The 20,054-nt window shown below is 45.4% G+C and carries 17 protein-coding genes; 9 read left to right on the top strand and 8 right to left on the bottom strand.

The window, feature by feature from the left end:
- Positions 1 to 56 precede the first annotated feature (56 nt).
- The 7 genes from ACL6C3_RS30690 to ACL6C3_RS30660 all read right to left on the bottom strand — a co-directional run bounded on the left by ACL6C3_RS30690 (position 57) and on the right by ACL6C3_RS30660 (position 8,136).
- Positions 57 to 1,694: an adenylate/guanylate cyclase domain-containing protein gene (locus tag ACL6C3_RS30690; protein WP_413163951.1), complete on the bottom strand. Its 1,638-nt coding sequence runs from the start codon at positions 1,692 to 1,694 to the stop codon at positions 57 to 59.
- Positions 1,695 to 1,920: 226 nt separating this feature from the next.
- Positions 1,921 to 3,090 carry a small ribosomal subunit biogenesis GTPase RsgA gene (gene rsgA, locus ACL6C3_RS30685; protein ID WP_413163949.1) on the bottom strand — a complete coding sequence of 390 codons (1,170 nt, stop codon included), beginning with the start codon at positions 3,088 to 3,090 and terminating at the stop codon, positions 1,921 to 1,923.
- Positions 3,087 to 3,344 (bottom strand): sulfurtransferase TusA family protein, encoded by a 258-nt coding sequence (locus ACL6C3_RS30680; protein ID WP_413163947.1) that lies wholly within the window; start codon positions 3,342 to 3,344, stop codon positions 3,087 to 3,089. The genes rsgA and ACL6C3_RS30680 overlap by 4 nt, the downstream gene beginning before the upstream one ends.
- Positions 3,345 to 3,350: 6 nt before the next feature.
- Positions 3,351 to 4,484, bottom strand: coding sequence for a molecular chaperone DnaJ (gene dnaJ / locus ACL6C3_RS30675; RefSeq protein WP_413163946.1), 1,134 nt, complete (start codon positions 4,482 to 4,484; stop codon positions 3,351 to 3,353).
- A gap of 107 nt (positions 4,485 to 4,591) precedes the next feature.
- Entirely contained in the window at positions 4,592 to 6,676 is a 2,085-nt protein-coding gene (gene dnaK / locus ACL6C3_RS30670) for a molecular chaperone DnaK (RefSeq protein ID WP_413163945.1), read from the bottom strand.
- Between the two features lie 240 nt (positions 6,677 to 6,916).
- Positions 6,917 to 7,678 carry a nucleotide exchange factor GrpE gene (gene grpE, locus ACL6C3_RS30665; protein ID WP_413163944.1) on the bottom strand — a complete coding sequence of 254 codons (762 nt, stop codon included), beginning with the start codon at positions 7,676 to 7,678 and terminating at the stop codon, positions 6,917 to 6,919.
- A gap of 209 nt (positions 7,679 to 7,887) precedes the next feature.
- Positions 7,888 to 8,136, bottom strand: a complete 249-nt coding sequence (locus ACL6C3_RS30660; RefSeq protein ID WP_413163943.1) for a hypothetical protein — start codon at positions 8,134 to 8,136, stop codon at positions 7,888 to 7,890.
- Between the two features lie 69 nt (positions 8,137 to 8,205).
- Here ACL6C3_RS30660 and ACL6C3_RS30655 point away from each other — a divergent pair, with 69 nt between their 5' ends.
- The 4 genes from ACL6C3_RS30655 to ACL6C3_RS30640 all read left to right on the top strand — a co-directional run bounded on the left by ACL6C3_RS30655 (position 8,206) and on the right by ACL6C3_RS30640 (position 13,602).
- The gene (locus ACL6C3_RS30655; protein ID WP_413163941.1) at positions 8,206 to 10,209 is read left to right on the top strand and encodes a GspE/PulE family protein; all 2,004 of its coding nucleotides are present in this window, start codon (positions 8,206 to 8,208) and stop codon (positions 10,207 to 10,209) included.
- A 203-nt stretch (positions 10,210 to 10,412) separates the two neighbouring features.
- Positions 10,413 to 11,516: a type IV pilus twitching motility protein PilT gene (locus tag ACL6C3_RS30650; RefSeq protein ID WP_413163939.1), complete on the top strand. Its 1,104-nt coding sequence runs from the start codon at positions 10,413 to 10,415 to the stop codon at positions 11,514 to 11,516.
- Positions 11,517 to 11,648: 132 nt separating this feature from the next.
- The gene (locus ACL6C3_RS30645) at positions 11,649 to 12,782 is read left to right on the top strand and encodes a type II secretion system F family protein (protein ID WP_413163937.1); all 1,134 of its coding nucleotides are present in this window, start codon (positions 11,649 to 11,651) and stop codon (positions 12,780 to 12,782) included.
- A 187-nt stretch (positions 12,783 to 12,969) separates the two neighbouring features.
- Positions 12,970 to 13,602 carry a hypothetical protein gene (locus tag ACL6C3_RS30640; RefSeq protein ID WP_413163935.1) on the top strand — a complete coding sequence of 211 codons (633 nt, stop codon included), beginning with the start codon at positions 12,970 to 12,972 and terminating at the stop codon, positions 13,600 to 13,602.
- 932 nt (positions 13,603 to 14,534) lie between these two features.
- On the opposite strand, the gene bioU is transcribed toward ACL6C3_RS30640, so the two are convergent.
- Positions 14,535 to 15,536, bottom strand: a complete 1,002-nt coding sequence (bioU, locus tag ACL6C3_RS30635; protein WP_413163933.1) for a (S)-8-amino-7-oxononanoate synthase BioU — start codon at positions 15,534 to 15,536, stop codon at positions 14,535 to 14,537.
- Between the two features lie 319 nt (positions 15,537 to 15,855).
- On the opposite strand from bioU, the gene ACL6C3_RS30630 reads away from it, so the two are divergent.
- From ACL6C3_RS30630 to ribD, 5 genes are all read left to right on the top strand, one after another.
- A complete protein-coding gene (locus ACL6C3_RS30630) occupies positions 15,856 to 16,065 on the top strand; it encodes a DUF2997 domain-containing protein (protein WP_413163931.1) in 210 nt (69 codons plus the stop codon).
- A gap of 43 nt (positions 16,066 to 16,108) precedes the next feature.
- The gene (locus ACL6C3_RS30625; protein ID WP_413163930.1) at positions 16,109 to 16,492 is read left to right on the top strand and encodes a DUF1257 domain-containing protein; all 384 of its coding nucleotides are present in this window, start codon (positions 16,109 to 16,111) and stop codon (positions 16,490 to 16,492) included.
- A gap of 2 nt (positions 16,493 to 16,494) precedes the next feature.
- Complete coding sequence (locus ACL6C3_RS30620; RefSeq protein ID WP_413163928.1) at positions 16,495 to 16,920, top strand: ferredoxin; 426 nt, start codon at positions 16,495 to 16,497, stop codon at positions 16,918 to 16,920.
- A 243-nt stretch (positions 16,921 to 17,163) separates the two neighbouring features.
- The gene (gene eis, locus ACL6C3_RS30615) at positions 17,164 to 18,342 is read left to right on the top strand and encodes an enhanced intracellular survival protein Eis (protein ID WP_413163927.1); all 1,179 of its coding nucleotides are present in this window, start codon (positions 17,164 to 17,166) and stop codon (positions 18,340 to 18,342) included.
- Positions 18,343 to 18,926: 584 nt separating this feature from the next.
- Positions 18,927 to 20,048 (top strand): bifunctional diaminohydroxyphosphoribosylaminopyrimidine deaminase/5-amino-6-(5-phosphoribosylamino)uracil reductase RibD, encoded by a 1,122-nt coding sequence (gene ribD, locus ACL6C3_RS30610; protein ID WP_413163926.1) that lies wholly within the window; start codon positions 18,927 to 18,929, stop codon positions 20,046 to 20,048.
- Positions 20,049 to 20,054 lie beyond the last annotated feature (6 nt).

Below are 20,054 nucleotides of genomic sequence, written 5' to 3'. Positions count from 1 at the left end.
ATTAGTTTTCAAGAAGGAGAAGTAGAGATGGCGAATACTGATTGAAGGTTTTTAATTCAGATTATTCCTTTAAGCAAGTATGTACTCATTTCTCCTTTTCCTTTAACGTTAATTAAACCCCGTTTCTCAAATTTATATTTGTCTTTTAAGTGTTGATAGGTGTCTTCAGTCACTTGAATTTCTCCGATAATTCCATGAGATTCCATCCGACTGGCGATGTTGACTGTATCACCCCAAAGGTCATAAATAAACTTTTTCGCACCGATGACTCCCGCAACAACGGGTCCGGTATTGATCCCAATTCTAATTTGAAGGTTTTGATGGTATTTTTGATTGAATTCGATTAATTTTTTCTGCATTTCTAAGGCTGATTTTGCAATGGCTTCTGCATGATCGCCGCGAGGGTTTGGTAAGCCACCGACGACTAAATAAGCATCTCCAATTGTCTTGATTTTTTCTAAGTTATTCTCAGTTGTGATTTGGTCAAACTCGGAGAAGATTTCATTGAGAAGATTGACTAATTCTGTCGGGGATATCTTTGCTGAAAGCTGAGTAAAACCCGCAATATCTGCAAATAAAACCGTGACTTCTTCAAAGTTGTCTGCAATGGTTCCGGGTTGGTTTTTTAAGCGAAAAGCAATCGGTTCTGGTAAAATGTTTAGCAGTAAACGTTCGGACTTTTCCTGTTCAATTTCAAGCTGTTTTAAAGCCAACTGAAATGATCGCCAAATTACAACCGATAAGCCAACCATTGCTATAATAGAACTCAGGAGAATAAAACTCATTTGTTGTGAAGTTCTTCTGATGTCTTGATGAGCCAATTTTATTTCTTCATTCGAGAGTGAGAGTAATTGATTAGAAATGGCTTGGCTGTGTTGCTGAAATTGTTCGCTAATTTGATTAATATTATCTTCTAATACACTGATTTTCTCAAAATAAAATTTAGATCGATCTAAATATTTTTGTGATTCTTCTTTTTCAAAATTGGTTAAATATAAATCGACTTTTGTTAATTCTTGTAACCGATTAATTACTTGATTTAGATTCTCTTTTTCCGGGGTTTTACGAGTTAAAAAATAAGCTTGTGCGCCGGCAATTAAATCGTGATAACCTTCGATCACATTTAGATTACCTGCATATTGTATATTTTCATGTAAAAGCTGTAGCATCTCTTGATTTTTTGTAATTAAACCAATATTTTGATTTCCCAAGTTTTCGGCTACAATGTCTGCGCGAGAAAATTCTTTATTATACTGCTCAATCGCCCGATTATATGCTAATAAATCCTCGTGACTTTCGTGGAGTTTTCGGCTGAAATTCTGCTCTCGAATTAATTGGCTAATTTGTTGGCTAACTTCCTGAATTTGAGCAACATTCTTGTCGTGATCTTTCAGATGATTTTGACGAGCGCGTTCAACCCCTAAAGTTAAAATTTCTTCAAAAAAACCTTGTTCAAGCTCGTTTGTTTCTTCTAATACTTGATTCATCTTAAAAACTAACTGTTGGAGTTCAACACACTTCAACATCGTTAATTCAGTTTTCTGACGTACAAAATGAAGCGAAATTAGACTGGTTAGCGTTACTCCTGTTACCAACCCCAAAAGGGTAACTGATGCTAATTTAAACTGACGACTAATACTTTTTGGGTTCCAAGTTTCAGCCAAATTTGTTGATAATAATTTAAGCGGAAGCATAATAAATTTTCCCTATTTTTAGGGGGGATTAAATATCTATCACGTTTTTTTGACTGATTGATATTGATACAGATGTAAATTCCTGATTTCGGAACGTTTTGTCTACAGTTCAATTATATTCTACTTTTTTAAAAGTGCAACTTCTGCGCGATCAAGCTCAAAAATCCCGCTTCGGTGAAAAGCCGGACTTCTTCGGTAAAAATAACTAAACAATTAATAATTTATATTAAATATCTTCCATTTCTTCGCACAAATCTTGTAGAGTTTGATGCTGAACTCTGCGAGAAGAACGGCGATATTTCTTGCTTTCCAATTTAGGTTCGTACTGTTGTTTTCCCCCGGATTTAGTTTTGGATTTTAAACTTGATTCTGCATCCGGTTGTTGTTGTAACGCTTCTTGACGTTTGATTGCTTCTTCTAAAAAATCGAGGTAAAATGAATAGCGTTCCCAATCTCCTCTAACAATACAATTGGGTTCATCTCGGTGCGAACAATCACTAAACTGACAGCTTCCTGCGGCTAATCTTTCTCTGGCTTCCGGGAAATAATAAGCTAATTCTTGCGGTTCGCATTCTAACGTCGGTTGGTTGAAACCGGGAGAATCTGCTAATAATCCTTTCGAGGGAAGTTCAAATAATTCGACGTGTCGGGTGGTATGTCTTCCCCGTCCCAATTTCCCCGAAACCTCGCCAACTCGCAGATCGATATCGGGAATGAGTAAGTTAATTAAACTGGATTTTCCGACTCCAGACGGCCCGCAAATTACCGTTATTTTATCTTGCAATTGATGAATTAGAGAATGATTAACCGCCAATTTAACATCAGAAATCGGATGTTTTTTAATCTCCTTTTCATTCTCTATAATAAATTCTAGCCCCTGAAAAACACTCATAAAAAAGGGCTGATAACCCCAACTTGATAAGCGTTCTCCCCACTCTTGTAACTGTTCAAACGTCACCAAATCGCACTTATTTAAAGCCAAACAAACCTCTAACCCGGTTGACTCGGCTTTGACTAAAAATCGACTCAATGCCTGAGGATCGAGATCCGGTTCAGCCACCGCAAAGACTAACAAAATTTGGTCAGCATTGGCAATTGGAGGACGAGAAAGTTCTGTTTGACGGGGAAGCACTTCCGCGATCGCCCCCCGTCCCCCCGTCCAGTCCGGTTCTTCAATAATCACGCGATCGCCGACCATCACCTTCTGACCGATTTTTTTCAAGCGAGTGCGGCGAGTACACAGCAAGAAAGGATCGGCCAATCCCCGAGCCTCTGGTAAACTCAAACACGAAGGAGCCAACTGTACCTGATAAAAATTCGCCTGTACAGCAACAACCGTCCCCATCACTTGATGAGCATCCAAGTTGACAGTGCGATCCTGTTCAACTAAACTCATGCTTGAGCGGGCGGACGTCGAACTTGAAGGGCAAAGAAACCGGAACGATCTTCTATCTGTTCGATCGGGTAGCCTTCCATCCTCAAGCTATCGGGAACCTGTTCAATGGGTTCGCCAGAGTCAAGCCAAACCTCCAACAGCGACCCCGGTGCCATTTGTTCTAATTTTAATTTCGTTCTCACGAAATTGATCGGGCAGGGAGTCCCTCGCAGGTCGATTTGAGCATCAGGTGTAGAAGTGGTGAAATTAGTCATCTTGAGTTATTTTTGGTGAAATAAATTGCCGAGAAACCCTTCTAAACCGCCTTTTCCGGTGCGTTCCCCGTGAATTTTCGCCAATTCTTCCAACAGTTCTCGTTCTTTAGCCGTCACCCGAGTCGGAATTTCAACCGATACGGTGAGCAAATGATCGCCGCGACTCACAGGATTTCCCAAACGAGGAACGCCTTTATTTTCGAGAGTTAAAACCGTTCCCGGTTGAGTTCCGGCCGGAATTTTCACCGAAGTCGGCCCATCAACGGTTTCCACTTCCAAGTTACAGCCTAAAATCGCTTGTAAGTAACTAATCTTGACATCGGAGAGAATATTAATCCCATCTCGCTTAAAATGCGAATCGGGAGAGACCGACAAAAACACATACAAATCTCCGGGAGGGCCGCCCCGCTTACCCGCATCCCCTTCATTGGCAACGCGCAAACGTGTACCGTTGTCAACCCCTCCGGGAACATTAATTTTCAGTTTTTTGGTGACTTCCTTCAAGCCCTGGCCGCCGCAACTGGTGCATTTTTCTTCAATCATCTGACCGACACCGTTGCAAGTCGGACAAACCGAAACTTGAGTAAAACTGCCAAAGGGGGTGCGAGTGGCGCGACGAACTTGACCGCTTCCCCCGCAAGTTGAACAAGTTTGAGGACGAGTTCCGGGTTTGGCGCCGCTACCGTTACAGGTTTCGCAGGTTTCCAGATGTTTGATGCGAATTTCTTTTTCGCCGCCAAAAATTGCCTCTTTAAAATCTAAAGGCAAGTCCAGACGCAAATCATCCCCTCGAACCGGGCCTGTGCGCCGTCGAGTTTGAGGGCCTCCCACGCCGCCCGCAAAACCGCTGAAAAAGCTTTCAAAGATATCGGCAAAACTGTCGCTGAAGTCTTGGTTAAAGCCGCTTGCTCCCGCTCCTCCGGCAACTCCTGCTTCACCAAAACGATCGTAACGCGCCCGGATTTCGGGTTCTGAGAGAACCTCATAGGCACGATTAATTTCTTTAAAGCGTTCTTCTGCTCCCGGTTCTTTGTTGACATCGGGGTGATATTTGCGAGCTAGCCGACGGTAAGCACGCTTAATTTCCTCTTTGTCTGCGTCGCGAGCAACACCAAGTGTTTCATAATAATCGGCTGCCATAGAACTTTATTGGTGAAATCTAAATCACAATAACGACAAAAACGGTAAGGAGTTACTCTAGAGTGAAGTTTTGAACTGAAAATCAGCCCCTACATTCCAACTCCAGATTAACTGGTGGAATTGATAATAAAAGGATTGCCGGGGTCCGGTTCTAAAATCTCTCCGGCTTCCGAAGCAACGTCCTCAGGAACCTCCTCCAGCCCAAAAGCGGGTTCGGCGGCGATCGCATCTTCCTGCTTGGAAACCTCCTCAGGCTCGAAAGCCGATTCGGCGTTGCTCAAATCATCCTCTGAGGAGAAATCTTCAGAGACGGCTTCATCCTCTTCTAAGTCTACCATTGGCGAGCTTTCCTCGGGGGGAGGTGCAACCGCAGACTCAGGTTCGGTTTTTTCGTAGACCGCCGCCCCCAGTTCGTAAAGCATTTCTTGGAAAGCATCGACCCGTTCTTTCATTTCGTCGTAGGTGACATCCGGGTTGGCGACGGCTTTTTTGAGGACGGCGGCTTCAGTGCGAATGCGTTCTTTGAGTTGTGGTGTCAGCAGTTGGGGGTTTTGTTTGAGGGTTTCTTTGCAGTTTTCAAACAAAGTGGCACATTGATTTTTGAGAGCGGCAATTTTTCGGCGTTGTTCGTCTTCATCCCCATAGAGTTCGGCTTCTTGTCGCATCCGCTCAATTTCGGCTTCGCTCAAACCGCCTGTATTGGTAATGCTGATGCTTTGTTCTCGTCCGGTGCCGAGATCGATCGCCGAGACTTTTAAAATACCATTGGCATCGATGTCAAAAGTGACTTCTATTTGAGGAACACCCCGTTTGGCGGCGGGAATTCCGGTTAATAAAAATTTACCCAAACTTTTGTTATCTTTGACCATCGCCCGTTCTCCTTGGAGAACGTGAATTTCTACCGAAGTCTGTCCGTCTACGGCGGTAGAAAACATTTGGGAGCGACTGGTGGGAATGGTGGTGTTGCGTTCGATAGTTTTGGTAAACACGCCCCCCAAGGTTTCCAAACCCAACGAGAGCGGGGTGACATCCAACAGCAAAAGATCTTTGACCTCGCCGCCCAAGACTCCGGCTTGAATGGCCGCCCCCAAAGCCACCGCTTCATCGGGGTTGACAGAGCGATCAGGGGTGCGGTTGCCAAAATGCTGGCTGATCGCCTGTTGAACGGCGGGAATGCGAGTCGAACCGCCAACTAAAATAATCCGATCGATATTGTCGGGTTGGAGGTTGGCATCTCGCAACGCTTGAGTCACCGGTTCGATGGTACTATCGACTAAGCTTTTGACCAATTCCTCAAATTGACTGCGGCTCAATTCGACTTCGAGATGTTTTGGGCCGGAATCATCGGCGGTCAGGAAGGGCAGATTTATGGTGGTGGTCGTCCGACTGGAGAGTTCTATTTTTGCCTTTTCTGCGGCTTCGCGCATCCGTTGGAGCGCCATTTTATCCCCCGACAGATCAATGCCTTCCTGTTGGCGAAAGACCTCAACTATCCAGCAGACCAGACAATTATCAAAGTCATCTCCGCCCAAATGGTTGTTTCCGGCGGTGGCGATCACTTCAAAGATGCCATCTCCCAATTGTAAGATTGAGACATCAAAAGTGCCGCCTCCGAGGTCAAAGACTAAGATTTTCTGCTCGATCTCTTGTTTGTCCAAACCGTAGGATAAAGCGGCGGCGGTGGGTTCGTTGATGATCCGCAGGACTTCTAAACCCGCAATAGTTCCGGCGTCTTTGGTGGCTTGGCGTTGAGCATCGGTAAAGTAAGCAGGAACCGTAATCACCGCCTGATCGACGGACTCTCCGAGATAACTTTCGGCTTCTTCTTTGAGCTTTTGCAACACCATCGCCGAGATTTCTTGGGGGGTGTAAACTAGCTCTCGAATCTTGACGTCAACGGTGTTATCCTTACCGGGAACGCATTCATAGGGAACCCGACTGCGTTCAGATTCGGTATCTTCCCAGCGGCGGCCGATAAACCGCTTGATGCTGTAGATTGTATTTTCGGCATTGGTTAATGCTTGTCGCTTTCCCAGTTGACCGACTAAGCGTTCGTTGTGTTTGCCGAATCCCACAATACTGGGCGTTGTCCGTCCGCCCTCGGAGTTGGCGATCACGGTCGGTTGACCCCCTTCGAGAACGGCCACACAACTGTTTGTGGTGCCTAGATCGATGCCAATGACTTTTCCCATAAGGTCTCGGCGGTGTAGGTGTGCAGAAAGTGTATTGATGTCGATGTTGAGGGGAAACGCCGGGGCGATGAATCCAGATGAACTGCGGGAAAGTTCGGAGCATTTCCCGGTCGGGTCAGCCAGAATTCACCCCTGGCTTAACCGAAGTAAATCTTCCCGAATCGATCAAGGGTTTACCTTTTCCCCTCAACACCTGTAGATTGCTAAGAACAGATCTTGACAAAAAAGCAACCGTCTGGTTTATTCGGCAGCGGCGGAGACTTCCGAATCCGTGTCTCCGGAGCCAGAAGATTCCGGGCCGGTGGCGACTTTAACCATCGCGTGACGCAGAACCCGTTCTCCGAGCAGATAGCCCCGCATCAGTTCCTCAATCACAGTCCCTTCTGGATGAGTATCGGAGGCTTCGCGCATTACCGCCTCGTGCAGATTAGGATCGAAGGGTTCACCTTCGGGACGCATAGCCGACACACCCAACTGCTTGAGGGAATCAACCATTTGTTTATAAACGCCTTGATAGCTTTTGTGAATGTTCATTTCGCTGTCGGACTGAGGCTTAATGTGAGATCTAGCCCGTTCAAAATTATCAATCACCGGTAAGAGTTTTTTGAGGGTATTGCACTTGATTTGTATCTCTAAATCCTCTTTTTCTTTTTGAGTCCGCTTGCGAAAGTTCTCAAAATCCGCAGCCAGACGGCGATATTGTCCGTTGATGTCATCGAGTTGAGCCGTTAACTGTTGGTTGGCTTGAATAAGGGCGACCAATTCTTTTTGGATTTGCTCGCTGCTGGCTTCTTCTTGCATTTCGGATTGGGGGGAATCTGAGGGTTCCGGGGAGGTTTGGTCGTCTACTTCGGCATCAACGGGAGTCGCCGCTTGCTCTTGGGCGACTTGGGGGGATAAATTGTCGGCATCTGTGGCCGTACCATTTTGATAGCTTGTAGCTTCAGGAGTATCAGTGCTTGGATTTGACATCATCTGTTCTTGCTGGTCTGGGTTCATCATACAAAACTGAGCGATGGAGCTTTAATACAGGTCTGGTGCTGAGTTAGCTCTCGCGATCCTCCCTGCGCGCATCTGTCTATTCAAAAATTTTAACCAAAATCAGATCCTAAATCACAGCGATGGGAGTTGGCAAAAGCTATTATCTGAGAATAAGTTTCCCTGAACTTAGCATCAGTTATTCAGATCCTACCCCAATCTGCCGGTCATCGTTAACCCCAATCGATCGCGCAGTCCGGCAATCGTCCGGCCGCTAAAATCGGGCTAAAAGATTGAGCCTGGTGCGATCGCGATCGATTCGGCTTTGGAGTTGACCTCAACGGCTCGATCGCGCCGAAGCCAATCCGGGTAAAAATGAGCAGCATACATCGGCTGAGAATCAGGGATTGAACGTGCAACGGGGCAGCCTTGACTTCCGGGTTAAGAGTCCACTCGACGAGCGGGAAATCTAGAGGCTGCACAAGACCGACTCCGAAATTTTCTCAAATGCTTTGGGAAACCTATATTACTAAGAGATTGTTACCGACCCTATGACTAATATATCTCAGCGACGCGCCATAGTTGCGACCAGCACCACTCCTTTCGGTAATAAGTTAATTCAATCGGGATACATCAGCCCGGAAGACCTTCAGCAAGCCCTGAAAACGAGCAAAAATGGGAAATCCCTTACTGAAGTCTTAGAAGCGGTGACGGGGAAACCTTTGCCGCCCGAACTCGCACGTCAGTATAAAAAACAACAGCTTTTTGAGCAAAAAATTATTTACGGTGTTGATGCTTTCGATTTAGAGGTCGAACAGGTATCGGTTGAGCAAATTGAACAAATGCTTGACACCTTAGAAACCACGATTGAAACCTGCAAACGCCATAGGTTTATCCCATTGCAAATTCTCAACAGCGAACCCCAGGCTGCTTTGATTGCAATGGTCGATCCGGACAACCTCAGCGCCGAGAACGAACTCAAAAACCAACTGTTGCGTCCGAAAGGCTGGGTTCTCAAAAAGAAAGTCATCACCCAAGGCGACTACCAGCAGTTAATCTCAGCCTACAGCGAAGAAGATCTCAAACGCAAGCAGGTTGAAGCCGCCCGTCGGGAAGAAGAAAAACTTCAGTTCACCTCGGGCGACTTCGAGGAAATGGACTTAGAAGATGTCACCGATGAAGCCGGTGGGGTTGACCTAGCCGATGAAATCGAACAAGCCGAAACCGCCCCGGTAATTAAAGCGGTGAACGTGATTCTCGCCAAAGCCTTATCTGAGGGAGTCTCCGATATTCACGTCGAACCGCAAGAAAATGAGATGCGGATTCGGATGAGGAAAGACGGGGTTTTGCAGGAATATTTCAAATTTCCCAAAAAAGTTGTTCCGGCAATTACCTCTCGCTTTAAAATTCTCGCCGAATTAGACATCGCCGAACGCCGTCAAGCCCAAGACGGAAGAATTCGCCGCCGGTTCAAAGGCAGAACCGTAGACTTTCGGGTAAACAGCTTACCGAGTCGCTACGGTGAAAAAATTGTACTGCGGATTCTCGACAGTTCCTCAACTCAACTCGGACTCGATAAACTGATTACCGATCCGGAAACCCTGGCGATGGTACGGGAAACCGCCGGCCGACCTTTTGGGTTAATCTTGGTAACAGGGCCGACGGGTTCGGGTAAATCGACTTCTTTGTATTCGGTTCTCGCCGAACGCAATGACCCCGCCATTAACATCAGTACGGCCGAAGACCCGATTGAATACGCTTTACCGGGGATTACTCAATGTCAGGTGATTCGCGAAAAAAACTTGACCTTCGCCAATATTCTCCGGGCTTTCCTCAGACAAGACCCGGATGTGTTGCTGGTGGGAGAAACGCGGGACTTAGAAACGGCAAAAACGGCGATTGAAGCCGCTTTGACCGGACACTTGGTTTTAACTACATTACACACCAACGACGCCGCCGGGGCGATCGCCCGTTTGGATGAAATGGGGGTTGAACCGTTCATGGTGTCGGCGGCGTTACTGGGTATTCTCGCCCAACGTTTGATGCGTCGGGTGTGTACCGAATGCCGGATTCCCTATACACCGACCCCGCAAGAACTCGGACGTTATGGCTTGTCGGCTTCGCGAGAGGTGAATGTGGAGTTTTTCAAAGCCAATACCATCGCCCCCGACCAACGCAAAGCCCACGCTGAACGGGGCGAACTCTGTAAAAAATGTGGCGGTTTGGGATACAAAGGTCGGGTCGGGGTTTACGAGTTCCTGAAAGTCACCGAACGCCTGCAAACGTTAATCACCCAAGGCGCCCCCACCGAACAAATTAAGGAAGTGGCGGTTGAGGAGGGGATGAAAACGTTACTGGCTTACAGTTTACAACTGGTCCGCGAAGGTCATACCACCTTTGAAGAAGTCGAACGGGTGACATTTACCGACTCGGGTTTAGAAGCGGAACTGAAGGCTAAACGCAAGCAGGGCTTGACCTGTAAGGGTTGCCAAGCCGAACTTCGACCCGAATGGCTCGATTGTCCCTACTGTATGACTCCCCGGTTTACCGATTAACCAGTCACCAGTCACCAGTCACCAGTCACCAGTCACCAGTTATTAGAGTTGTCAGTGATCAGTTTTTTCGGTGACTTCTGACTCCTGACGACTGACATCACGACTTCTGACTTCTGACTCCCGACTTTTACCTTTTGCATGATTGCATGATTGCATGATTGCCTTTTAACTTTTGATTTTTTACATTTGGAGGATTAATAATTATGGCGGGTTTGATGATTGAAGATTTGATGGAGTCCTTGATCGAACAAGGTGGCTCTGATATGCACATCCAAGCGGGTGCGCCCATCTTTTTCCGCATTAGTGGTAAACTGACGCCTCAGACTCAGTTTGGAGAATGTTTGGCACCGGAAGAAGTGCAAGTTCTTATCTTCCAAATGTTGAATAATATGCAGCGTAAGCAACTTGAACAAGAATGGGAACTTGACTGTGCTTACGGTGTTAAAGGTTTGGCTCGTTTTCGGGTGAATGTTTATCGCGAACGGGGCTGTTGGGCGGCTTGTTTGCGGGCGTTGGCGTCGAAAATTCCCAACGCGGATAAATTGGGCGTTCCCCAAACTATTCGGGATATGACAGAAAGACCTCGGGGAATGGTTTTGGTAACGGGTCAAACCGGTTCGGGTAAAACAACAACAATGGCGGCGTTGTTGGATTTAATTAATCGCACCCGCAGCGAACATATTCTCACGGTTGAAGACCCGATTGAATACGTTTTTCCGAATATTAAAAGCTTGTTTCACCAACGGCAAAAAGGAGAAGATACTAAGAGTTTTGCTAATGCGTTGAAAGCGGCTTTGCGGGAAGATCCGGATATTATTCTCGTGGGGGAAATGCGGGATTTAGAAACAATTGCTTTGGCGATTTCGGCCGCAGAAACGGGTCACTTAGTGTTTGGAACGCTGCACACGAACTCGGCGGCGGCTACGGTAGACCGGATGTTAGATGTATTTCCTCCCATTCAACAACCGCAAATTCGAGCGCAACTTTCGGGGTCTTTAGTTGGAGTTTGTAGTCAAAACTTGGTTCCGACAATTAGTGGCGGTCGTTGTGCGGCACAAGAAATTATGTTGAATACTCCGGCGATGGGTAACTTAATTCGCGAAGGAAAAACCACTCAAATTTACTCTCAAATTCAGATGGGAGCTAAACTGGGAATGCAAACAATGGAAATGGCATTAGCGAGACTGTTTCAAGAAGGGAAAGTATCTTGGGAAGCCGCAATGAGCAAGAGTTCAAAACCCGATGAACTTGAACGTTTGATCGGCCCCGCACCCAAAGGAACAGCACAAAAAGCTAAAGCGCATTAATGACTAATTTGGGATGAGGATTAGAATGGGTTTGGGGTAAAATATTTTTATAATTTTCACCAAGTTTCTAATCCTAAATCCCTAATTATAAGGGAAGTTTAGCTGAAAATAAACTTGTATAAAAGGGTAGCTATGACGACTACAAATAAACTCCGAAGTCACTCTAGAAAAGAAGGTTTTGACCTCAAAAAGTTAGAAGAAGATCTTAACGTCGCTCTCGCCCAGATTACGGTTAAAGATTTGGCGATTTTTGCCCGTCAATTTGCGGCGATGTTTAACGCGGGAATTGCGATGGCTCGTTGTTTGAGTGTGTTATCGGAACAGTGCGATAATGCGCGTTTAAAACGGGCTTTGAATACGATTCGAGCGGATGTGGAAGAAGGAACCGCCCTCTCAGAATCGATGCGGAAATTTCCCGATGTTTTTGATATGTTATTCATCAGTATGGTCGCCGCCGGTGAGGTCGGTGGTGTACTCGATGAAGTATTAGAACGTCTGGCGGTGATGATGGAAAAAAACCACAAAACCCAAAGTGAAATTAAATCCGCCATGTCTTATCCGAAAACGGTTTTATTTATTGCCCTCGCCGTTTTCTTTGCGATGACGATTTTCCTGCTTCCTACTTTTGCCGGAATTTTTGAGCAAATTGGTACAGATTTGCCCATGTTTACTCAGGTTATGCTGGCAATTAGTGACTTTTGTACCACTTGGCCGCCGATTCCGCAAGCGATTGTTATTGGTACTTTAATTGCACTTTCTATCGCTTATCAAGCCTTTTATAAAACCCCTGGCGGTCGCCTAACGATGGATAAAATATTTCTGAAACTTCCTTTGTTTGGGCCGTTAATTGAAAAGTCGGCTGTGGCTCGTTTTTGTACGATTTTCGGAAGTTTAACACGCTCTGGTGTACCGATTATGAACTCCCTAGAAATTGTGCGAGATGTGGCGGGAAATCAAGCGATTGCCAATGCAATTGAACACGCAAGAAATGAAATTCAACAGGGGGGTTTAATTAGTTTAGCGCTGCAAGAAGGTAATGTTTTCCCAAACTTGGCAATTCAAATGATTGCCATTGGTGAAGAATCTGGGGAACTGGATAAAATGTTAATGAAAGTTGGGGCGTTTTATGAAACAGAAGTTGAAGAAGCGGTTAAAGGTTTAACCAGTGCGTTAGAACCGATGATGATTGTGGTTGTGGGTGGAATTGTTGCGTCGGTTTTGTTATCGATGTATTTGCCGATGTTTAAAGTGTTCGAGTCGTTGTAAGCCCGAAAAAGTTAGTGGTTTTAAATAATTTTAGTCGCCCTCATGTTTAAGTTTAAATAAGATTAGGAGTCAACAGAAGCGAATGGCAAAAAGTCAACCGAGTGAAAATTAGGAATTAATCTAAAATCAGCTTTGGGTTTTGATTAACTCCATTTTGTTTTTTGACAGCCCTTTACCTTAAATAACAATGCCTGTTCAACAATCTCATTATGAAACTCTGCTGGCTGAATATAGTAATTCAGAAGCAGCTATAGCCCTGTTAAAACAGCATCGAACCTATTTGGAAATGATTCCAAGTATGCGACGCCCGGATGAAAGTTTAATCACGATTCCTTTACCCGTTGTGCGTTTACGAGATGGGGTTTCTTATACGGGAAAATCGGGGATAAGTATTGCACCGGGTCAAGCGATGTGTTTACCCTGTGATTTGGGAATTATGATGTGCGACCCGGAGTGGAAAGTGAAAGTTGGGGCGGAAATTTTTATCTTTATTCATCGCCCCAATGAAGATTTTTCCGATTTATTGATGCGTTGGCGAATGACTCAGGTTTGTTTGGACCAAGGCTATGAATGGGTGATGCCTCATCATTATAGCCATATTTATTCCCAAGAAGGGGAGAAAATTTATCCTTTGTTTGTGTTATTTTCCGAAACACCTGAACGCATTAAACGAGGACTACAAGGGGCTAATTTACCCTTTGTTATTCCGGCGTTAGATACAACTGTAGATTCTGTAGATTATCAGTCTATTGATGAACTTGATGTGTTAGATTTTGAACATCATCCCGAGTGGAAATCTTGGGGAGAACGTGAACAGTAAACGGTCAACCTTGTTGTCGGGGCGGGTTCTGAATTAATCTATGTTTCCCAGCAATAACTGATATAAACCCGCCCGGGTGTCGGGTGCCGGGTTTGTAGGGGCGGGTTCCGAATTAATCTATGTTTCCCAGCAATAACTGATATAAACCCGCCCCGGTGATCTAGGGGCTGATCTAAACCCGCCCCTACAATTTTTATTGGAATTTTGTTTTGCGGACGGGGCTGGTTTTGATAGGTTGAGAGTGAGAAAACATACATTTAATTAGAACCCGCCCCTACAATTTTAATTGGAATTCTGTTTTGGGGACGGGGCGGGTTTTGATAGGTTGAGAGTGAGAAAACATACATTTAATTAGAACCCGCCCCTACAATTTTTATTGGAATTTTGTTTTGCGGACGGGGCGGGTTTTGATAGGTTGAGAGTGAGAAAACATACATTTAATTAGAACCCGCCCCTACAATTTTTATTGGAATTTTGTTTTGCGGACGGGGCGGGTTTTGATAGGTTGAGAGTGAGAAAACATACATTTAATTAGAACCCGCCCCTACAATTTTTATTGGAATTTTGTTTTGCGGACGGGGCGGGTTTTGATAGGTTGAGAGTGAGAAAACATACATTTAATTAGAACCCGCCCCTACAATTTTTATTGGAATTTTGTTTTGCGGACGGGGCGGGTTTTGATAGGTTGAGAGTGAGAAAACATACATTTAATTAGAACCCGCCCCTACAATTTTTATTGGAATTTTGTTTTGCGGACGGGGCGGGTTTTGATAGGTTGAGAGTGAGAAAACATACATTTAATTAGAACCCGCCCCTACAATTTTAATTGGAATTCTGTTTTGCGGACGGGGCGGGTTTTGATAGGTTGAGAGTGAGAAAACATAAATAAAATTAGAACCCGCCCCTACAAAAGTTTGATTGGTAATTGTGAATTAACGGACAAATTGAGGCATGATTTCCGCTGCGGTAAATAAGCCGTAAATTCCCCGTTGGTGTAGTTGAATTCCGGCTTTGAGATAACCAAAAGCAGGCCCGCAAACGTTAGCTGCCATACTGGTTTCATCGCCTAAGGTGAAGGTGTGGGTTGAGATTTTTCCTTCAAAGGTTCGGCCTGTAATTTGAACGTTGGTACTCAAAGGTTTTTTGGGGTTGCGAGTATCAACAATTCCGCCAACGGTAACGCGATCGCGGCTACAAATTCCGGCTAATTCTAACATGATATCATCGGCGTGTTCCATGTTTTCGAGTTTGAGTAAGCCGTTGGTTTCATTCAGTAAAGCTTCGACTTCTGCATCGCTCATCGCCCTAGCGCGTTCAATATCGTAGCCGCTTAAATGACCAATATCTTCGCGAATGGTAGCACGGTAGGCTTCCCAATTGGCAATTCCGACGCCAAAGGTAATTTTAACGCTGTGTATTTCGGTGTAGCTTTGGGCGGCGAGGGCGGCGGCGGCGGTTAACAGCCCCGGAGTGGCACCACAACCGCTCATGTAGGTAATTCCGGCTTGTTGCAGGTCGTCTTGCAGTTCGAGTAATAATTCTACGGCCGATGTGCGTTTGATGGCATCGACTAATACACCCCGCCAACCGAGTTCGATAAACTGACGCGCCACAGACGCCATGAAGTTGTTCGGTAGGTTGGGTAGGGCGAGAAAATAGCCGTCAACGTCCGGGGCGGTTTTGACTAATTCTTCGATGCTTTGGTTGCTGAGGGTGCCGTTGGGTTCGAGATAACCCAGTGATCCTCGATCTCGGTAAACGGCAACACAGCGATCGCGATCGAGTCCGGTGGCAGAATAAGCATAGCCTTTTTGATCGGCTGCCGCAACCCAGAGCATTTCGCGTTTGGGGGCTAAAACGGCGGTGGCGGCTTGTCCTAAACCTCCAAATCCGAGTATACCAACCCGCATGGGAGATGAGGTGAAATTGGTCATTGCTGTTTGACTCCTAGCATAGTTTTGGGATCGGACAATCTTTTATTATCGGTCATCATTGGGAATACAACGCAAGGAAGACAAGTAGCCTACCACCTTGACTCTAGGTAAAATCTACGCGAAACTTAACATATAATTCTCGGATTGCTTCAGGTATTAATAACTTTTGTAAACCTATGACTCGTTTTACATCCATTCGTCAAAATTGATGTAGGGATGTGGCAGTCGGTAAAATAATGAAGCGATCGCCAAAACGGTTGTCACTGCCCGAGCAGTGTCAATAAACGTCCCGCAACTCTTGTAGCAGCCTGCTCAATCTATGGAAACCTTAGAGTTCGTGATCTATCCCGATGGCCGAGTCCAGGAGAAAGTTACTGGCATTGTCGGTGCTTCCTGCGAGGAGGTTACTAAAGCCATTGAAGCTGAATTGGGTGTTGTGCTAACTCAGGAGACAACTTCTGAATATTTTGCACAAACACAGCATCAATCTCAAACGGCGACTGCCCAGGTCAACTTTAGCAATTGGTAAACTTTACCTGCGAATTCATTCAATTCGTTCAACATCAAGGTCTATGTCACACTTTAGCCAAATCAAAACACAAATTCGGAATCTGACTTCTTTAAAAGCCGCTTTAACCGATTTAGGAATTGACTGGAAAGGCTCGAAAGAAGTTCGTGGCTACCAAGGTCAAACTCGTCCGGCCGAGATTACCATTGAACAAGATAATGGATATGATATCGGCTTTAGCTGGAATGGCAACGAGTATGAATTAGTTGCTGATTTGCAATATTGGCAACAACCGATTCCGGTTCAAGTGTTTGTGAACAAGGTAACTCAACGCTACGCTTATCATACCGTTGTCAGCCAAAGCAACAAACAAGGCTTTCAAATTGCCGAACAACAGCAAAATCAAGACGGTTCAATTCGTCTCGTTGTCCAACGTTGGAGCGCTTAATTATGTCTGAATGGTCTGCATCGTCGATCAACCCAACACCAGAACGTTCAGGGTTTGAACCGGAACTTGGAGGGGGTTTGCGGGATGCGCCAGAGCGTTCAGGCTTTGAGCCGGAGTTGGGGGGTGCATTGCGGCAAAAGGGGGTTTATGTCGATGAACCCACTTGTATTGGCTGCAAGCACTGCGCCCATGTTGCCCGTAATACGTTCTATATTGAGCCGGGTTATGGGCGAAGTCGAGTATTCCGGCAAGATGGTGATTCCGAAGAGGTGATTCAAGAAGCAATTGATACTTGTCCGGTTGATTGCATTCACTGGGTCGATTATACCGAGTTAAAAGAGCTTGAAGCCGAACGCGAGCATCAAGTGATCCCGGTTGTCGGATTTCCGGTTGAGGCTTCTATAGCCAATCGGAAACGCAAAGGATAAAAATCGCCCCGCCTATTTGCAGCTATGCTGATTGATATTGATACACCAGCAGCACCTCTAGGTGAAGTCTGGTGTTTTTTCTGGAAAAAGGGTTTTACAGTTTACAGTGATCAGTAACCACTGACCAGTTTTTACAGTTTACAGTGATCAGTTACGGAGGTGGGGAAAGACCGGAGGTGGTGATATGTGGAAATTCAGAATTGAGAATTGAGAATTGATAATTGATAATTCATAACGCTTTTTATGAAAAATATATGGGAAGTTTCTGTCGCTAGCGATCACGATGAAAGCCAGCTTTTAGGGAAAATACTCTGTCAATGTTTTAGCTTTCCTCAGTCGGAATGGGAAGACTATGGTAGCAGTATTGGTTTAGATAATTTTCGCGTAATTCGCCATCAAGGAAAAGTAGCCGGAGGACTGGCAATTTATCGCATGGGTCAATGGTTTGGGGGTCGTTATATTCCGATGGCGGGACTGGCTGCGGTGGGGATAGCGCCGGAATATCGGGGTGAAGGAATGGCTTTGGAATTGTTGAGGGAAACTCTCAAAGAACTTCACGCCGAAAAGATGGCAATTTCTACGCTTTATCCTGCGGTTCAATCTCTTTATCGTCGAGTGGGATATGAATATGGGGGAACTCGTTGTTTGTGGGAATTACCGCTATCAACGTTAAAAGTTAAACCCTCTCAACTGAAATTAGAGAGAATGAAGCGTTTAGAAATAGAGGCGTTAATTGATGTTTATCATCACCAAACCGATCCCGAGAATGGAAGTTTAGATCGCCATCCGGTGCTGTGGCAAAATATTATCAAAACCGCAGAAAACGAAGAAATTTATGGATATTGGATCGGTTCGTCTAGTTTGCCTCAAGGTTATATAATTTTTCAACAAAAAGCGGTTGGGGGAAGTTGGTCTTTAGAAATTCGCGACTGGCTAACATTGACTCCGGATGCAACAAATTGTCTATTTTCGTTTTTGGCGAGTCACCGTTCTCAAGTTGCTAAATGTCGATGGTATGGGGGCGCAATCGAACCCAAACTGATGCTTTTAACTGAACACCAAGCCAAACTGGTAGACTACGAAGAATGGATGGTGCGAATTGTTAATTTGGTCGCGGCGTTGGAGTCTCGCGCTTATCCGATCAATCTTGAAACAGAATTGCATTTATCGGTTATTGATGATTTACTTGAGGAAAATGAAGGTAATTTTGTATTAGAAGTTGCCGCAGGAAACGGACAGGTTAGGCGGGGAGGTCGGGGAGAATTTAAACTAAAAATTGAATCGTTGGCGCCGCTTTACACGGGTTTGTTATCTCCGCGACAGTTACAACACATGGGTTGGCTTGAATGTACAGAAGCGGTCTTACAAATTGCTGAATATTTGTTCCCAACCGCTCCTCCGGCTATGCCCGATTTTTTCTAAATGACTGTTGAGATGATTAACTTTATTTTATTCTATTCACTCAATTATGCCTGATGATTTGATTCCATTTTTAATCGGTGTCGGTGTTTTAGTGATTTACCTCATTTTTTCAGCGTTGACAGAAATGGGGACTCGATGGCCTTGGAAAAAGTAACGAATATAAACCCGCCTGGGTCTTGTAGGGGCGGGTTCAGGAATTAATTGATCAACTCCTTGCTGATAACGAATATAAACCCGCCCCGGAGTCTGGGAAAAACGGATCACTGACAACTGAAAAAACGGGTTCGGTGTTGACTGTTGAGTGTTGACTGAAAAGCGGGGCGGGTTTATATCAGTTATTGGTCAGAAATGATCAATTTTTACAGAACCCGCCCCTACAACACGGGTGAGAGGGTGAGGCGATGACTCAAAAGCGGGGCGGGTTTATATCAGTTATTGGTCAGAAATGATCAATTTTTACAGAACCCGCCCCTACAACACGGGTGAGGGGGTGAGGTGGTAATGAGTGACTGTAAAAGACTGTATTTTCCTCTATTTTCTCAGAATTCGCTACACTCTAATTAAAAATTCTTGTAAACGAACCGATGACCCCCCCGAACGCTTCCCCGATACCGACAGAATTTGATCGCCAGATGATGCGCCGTTGTTTGGAATTGGCGCGTCAGGCGTTAGGAAAAACGGCACCGAATCCGATGGTCGGGTGTGTGGTTGTTCAAGATAATTGTAATATTGTTGGAGAGGGTTTTCATCCCTTGGCGGGTGAACCTCATGCGGAAGTGTTTGCGTTGCGAGACGCCGGAGAACAGGCGACTGGAGCGACGGTTTATGTGAACCTCGAACCTTGCAATCATTACGGAAGAACCCCTCCCTGTACTGAAGCTTTAATCAAGGCTAAAGTAGCTAAAGTTGTGGTGGGAATGATCGATCCCAATCCTTTAGTTGGAGGTCAGGGAATTGAACGATTGAAGCAAGCCGGAATTGAGGTGATTGTGGGTGTAGAACAAGAGGCTTGTCAACAGTTAAATGAAGGATTTATTCATCGGATTCTGCACCATCAACCTTTGGGTATTTTAAAGTATGCGATGACTCTTGATGGCAAAATTGCCACGACGACGGGTCATAGCGCTTGGATTACCAGTCCCCCGGCACGACAACAGGTTCATCAATTGCGGGTGGCTTGTGATGCGGTAATTGTGGGGGGAAATACGGTGCGCCAAGATAATCCTCATTTAACGACTCATCATGTGGGTGAACCGAACCCTTTACGGGTGGTGATGAGTCGCAAGTTGGATCTACCTCTCGAAGCAAATTTATGGGATATTACAGAAGCAAACACTTTAGTTTTAACCACAAAGGATGCCGATCCGGATTGTCAAAAATATTTAGAGAAAAAAGGAGTTGAAGTGGTTGTTCTGTCGCCTTTAACGCCGAAAACGGTGATGGATCATTTGTATGAACGTCAGTTTTTAACGGTGTTATGGGAATGTGGAGGAACTCTCGCCGCCATCGCGCTCGCAGAGGGTACAATTCAAAAAATTTGGGCGTTTATTGCACCTAAAATTATTGGGGGAAAAACGGCTCCGTCTCCTGTGGGAGATTTGGGTTTCACTCTGATGAATGAGGCGTTAACTTTAGAACGAGTTACCCTACACTCTATCGGCTCAGATTATTTAATCGAAGGTTATCTCTCATCTCCTTTTGATTAAGATAAT

The organism is Capilliphycus salinus ALCB114379 (assembly GCF_047276495.1).
Classification (GTDB): Bacteria; Cyanobacteriota; Cyanobacteriia; order Cyanobacteriales; family Microcoleaceae; genus Capilliphycus; species Capilliphycus salinus.
The sequence above is the reverse complement of the archived record's forward strand: the minus strand, read 5'-3'. Positions and strand labels throughout refer to the sequence as shown.

Bases quoted from the DNA above. Each gene is read 5' to 3' on its own strand.
- ACL6C3_RS30690 (WP_413163951.1), bottom strand. From the start codon at position 1,694: ATGCTTCCGCTTAAATTATTATCAACAAATTTGGCTGAAACTTGGAAC.
- rsgA (WP_413163949.1), bottom strand. From the start codon at position 3,090: ATGAGTTTAGTTGAACAGGATCGCACTGTCAACTTGGATGCTCATCAA.
- ACL6C3_RS30680 (WP_413163947.1), bottom strand. From the start codon at position 3,344: ATGACTAATTTCACCACTTCTACACCTGATGCTCAAATCGACCTGCGA.
- dnaJ (WP_413163946.1), bottom strand. From the start codon at position 4,484: ATGGCAGCCGATTATTATGAAACACTTGGTGTTGCTCGCGACGCAGAC.
- dnaK (WP_413163945.1), bottom strand. From the start codon at position 6,676: ATGGGAAAAGTCATTGGCATCGATCTAGGCACCACAAACAGTTGTGTG.
- grpE (WP_413163944.1), bottom strand. From the start codon at position 7,678: ATGATGAACCCAGACCAGCAAGAACAGATGATGTCAAATCCAAGCACT.
- ACL6C3_RS30655 (WP_413163941.1), top strand. From the start codon at position 8,206: ATGACTAATATATCTCAGCGACGCGCCATAGTTGCGACCAGCACCACT.
- ACL6C3_RS30650 (WP_413163939.1), top strand. From the start codon at position 10,413: ATGGCGGGTTTGATGATTGAAGATTTGATGGAGTCCTTGATCGAACAA.
- ACL6C3_RS30645 (WP_413163937.1), top strand. From the start codon at position 11,649: ATGACGACTACAAATAAACTCCGAAGTCACTCTAGAAAAGAAGGTTTT.
- ACL6C3_RS30640 (WP_413163935.1), top strand. From the start codon at position 12,970: ATGCCTGTTCAACAATCTCATTATGAAACTCTGCTGGCTGAATATAGT.
- bioU (WP_413163933.1), bottom strand. From the start codon at position 15,536: ATGACCAATTTCACCTCATCTCCCATGCGGGTTGGTATACTCGGATTT.
- ACL6C3_RS30630 (WP_413163931.1), top strand. From the start codon at position 15,856: ATGGAAACCTTAGAGTTCGTGATCTATCCCGATGGCCGAGTCCAGGAG.
- ACL6C3_RS30625 (WP_413163930.1), top strand. From the start codon at position 16,109: ATGTCACACTTTAGCCAAATCAAAACACAAATTCGGAATCTGACTTCT.
- ACL6C3_RS30620 (WP_413163928.1), top strand. From the start codon at position 16,495: ATGTCTGAATGGTCTGCATCGTCGATCAACCCAACACCAGAACGTTCA.
- eis (WP_413163927.1), top strand. From the start codon at position 17,164: ATGAAAAATATATGGGAAGTTTCTGTCGCTAGCGATCACGATGAAAGC.
- ribD (WP_413163926.1), top strand. From the start codon at position 18,927: ATGACCCCCCCGAACGCTTCCCCGATACCGACAGAATTTGATCGCCAG.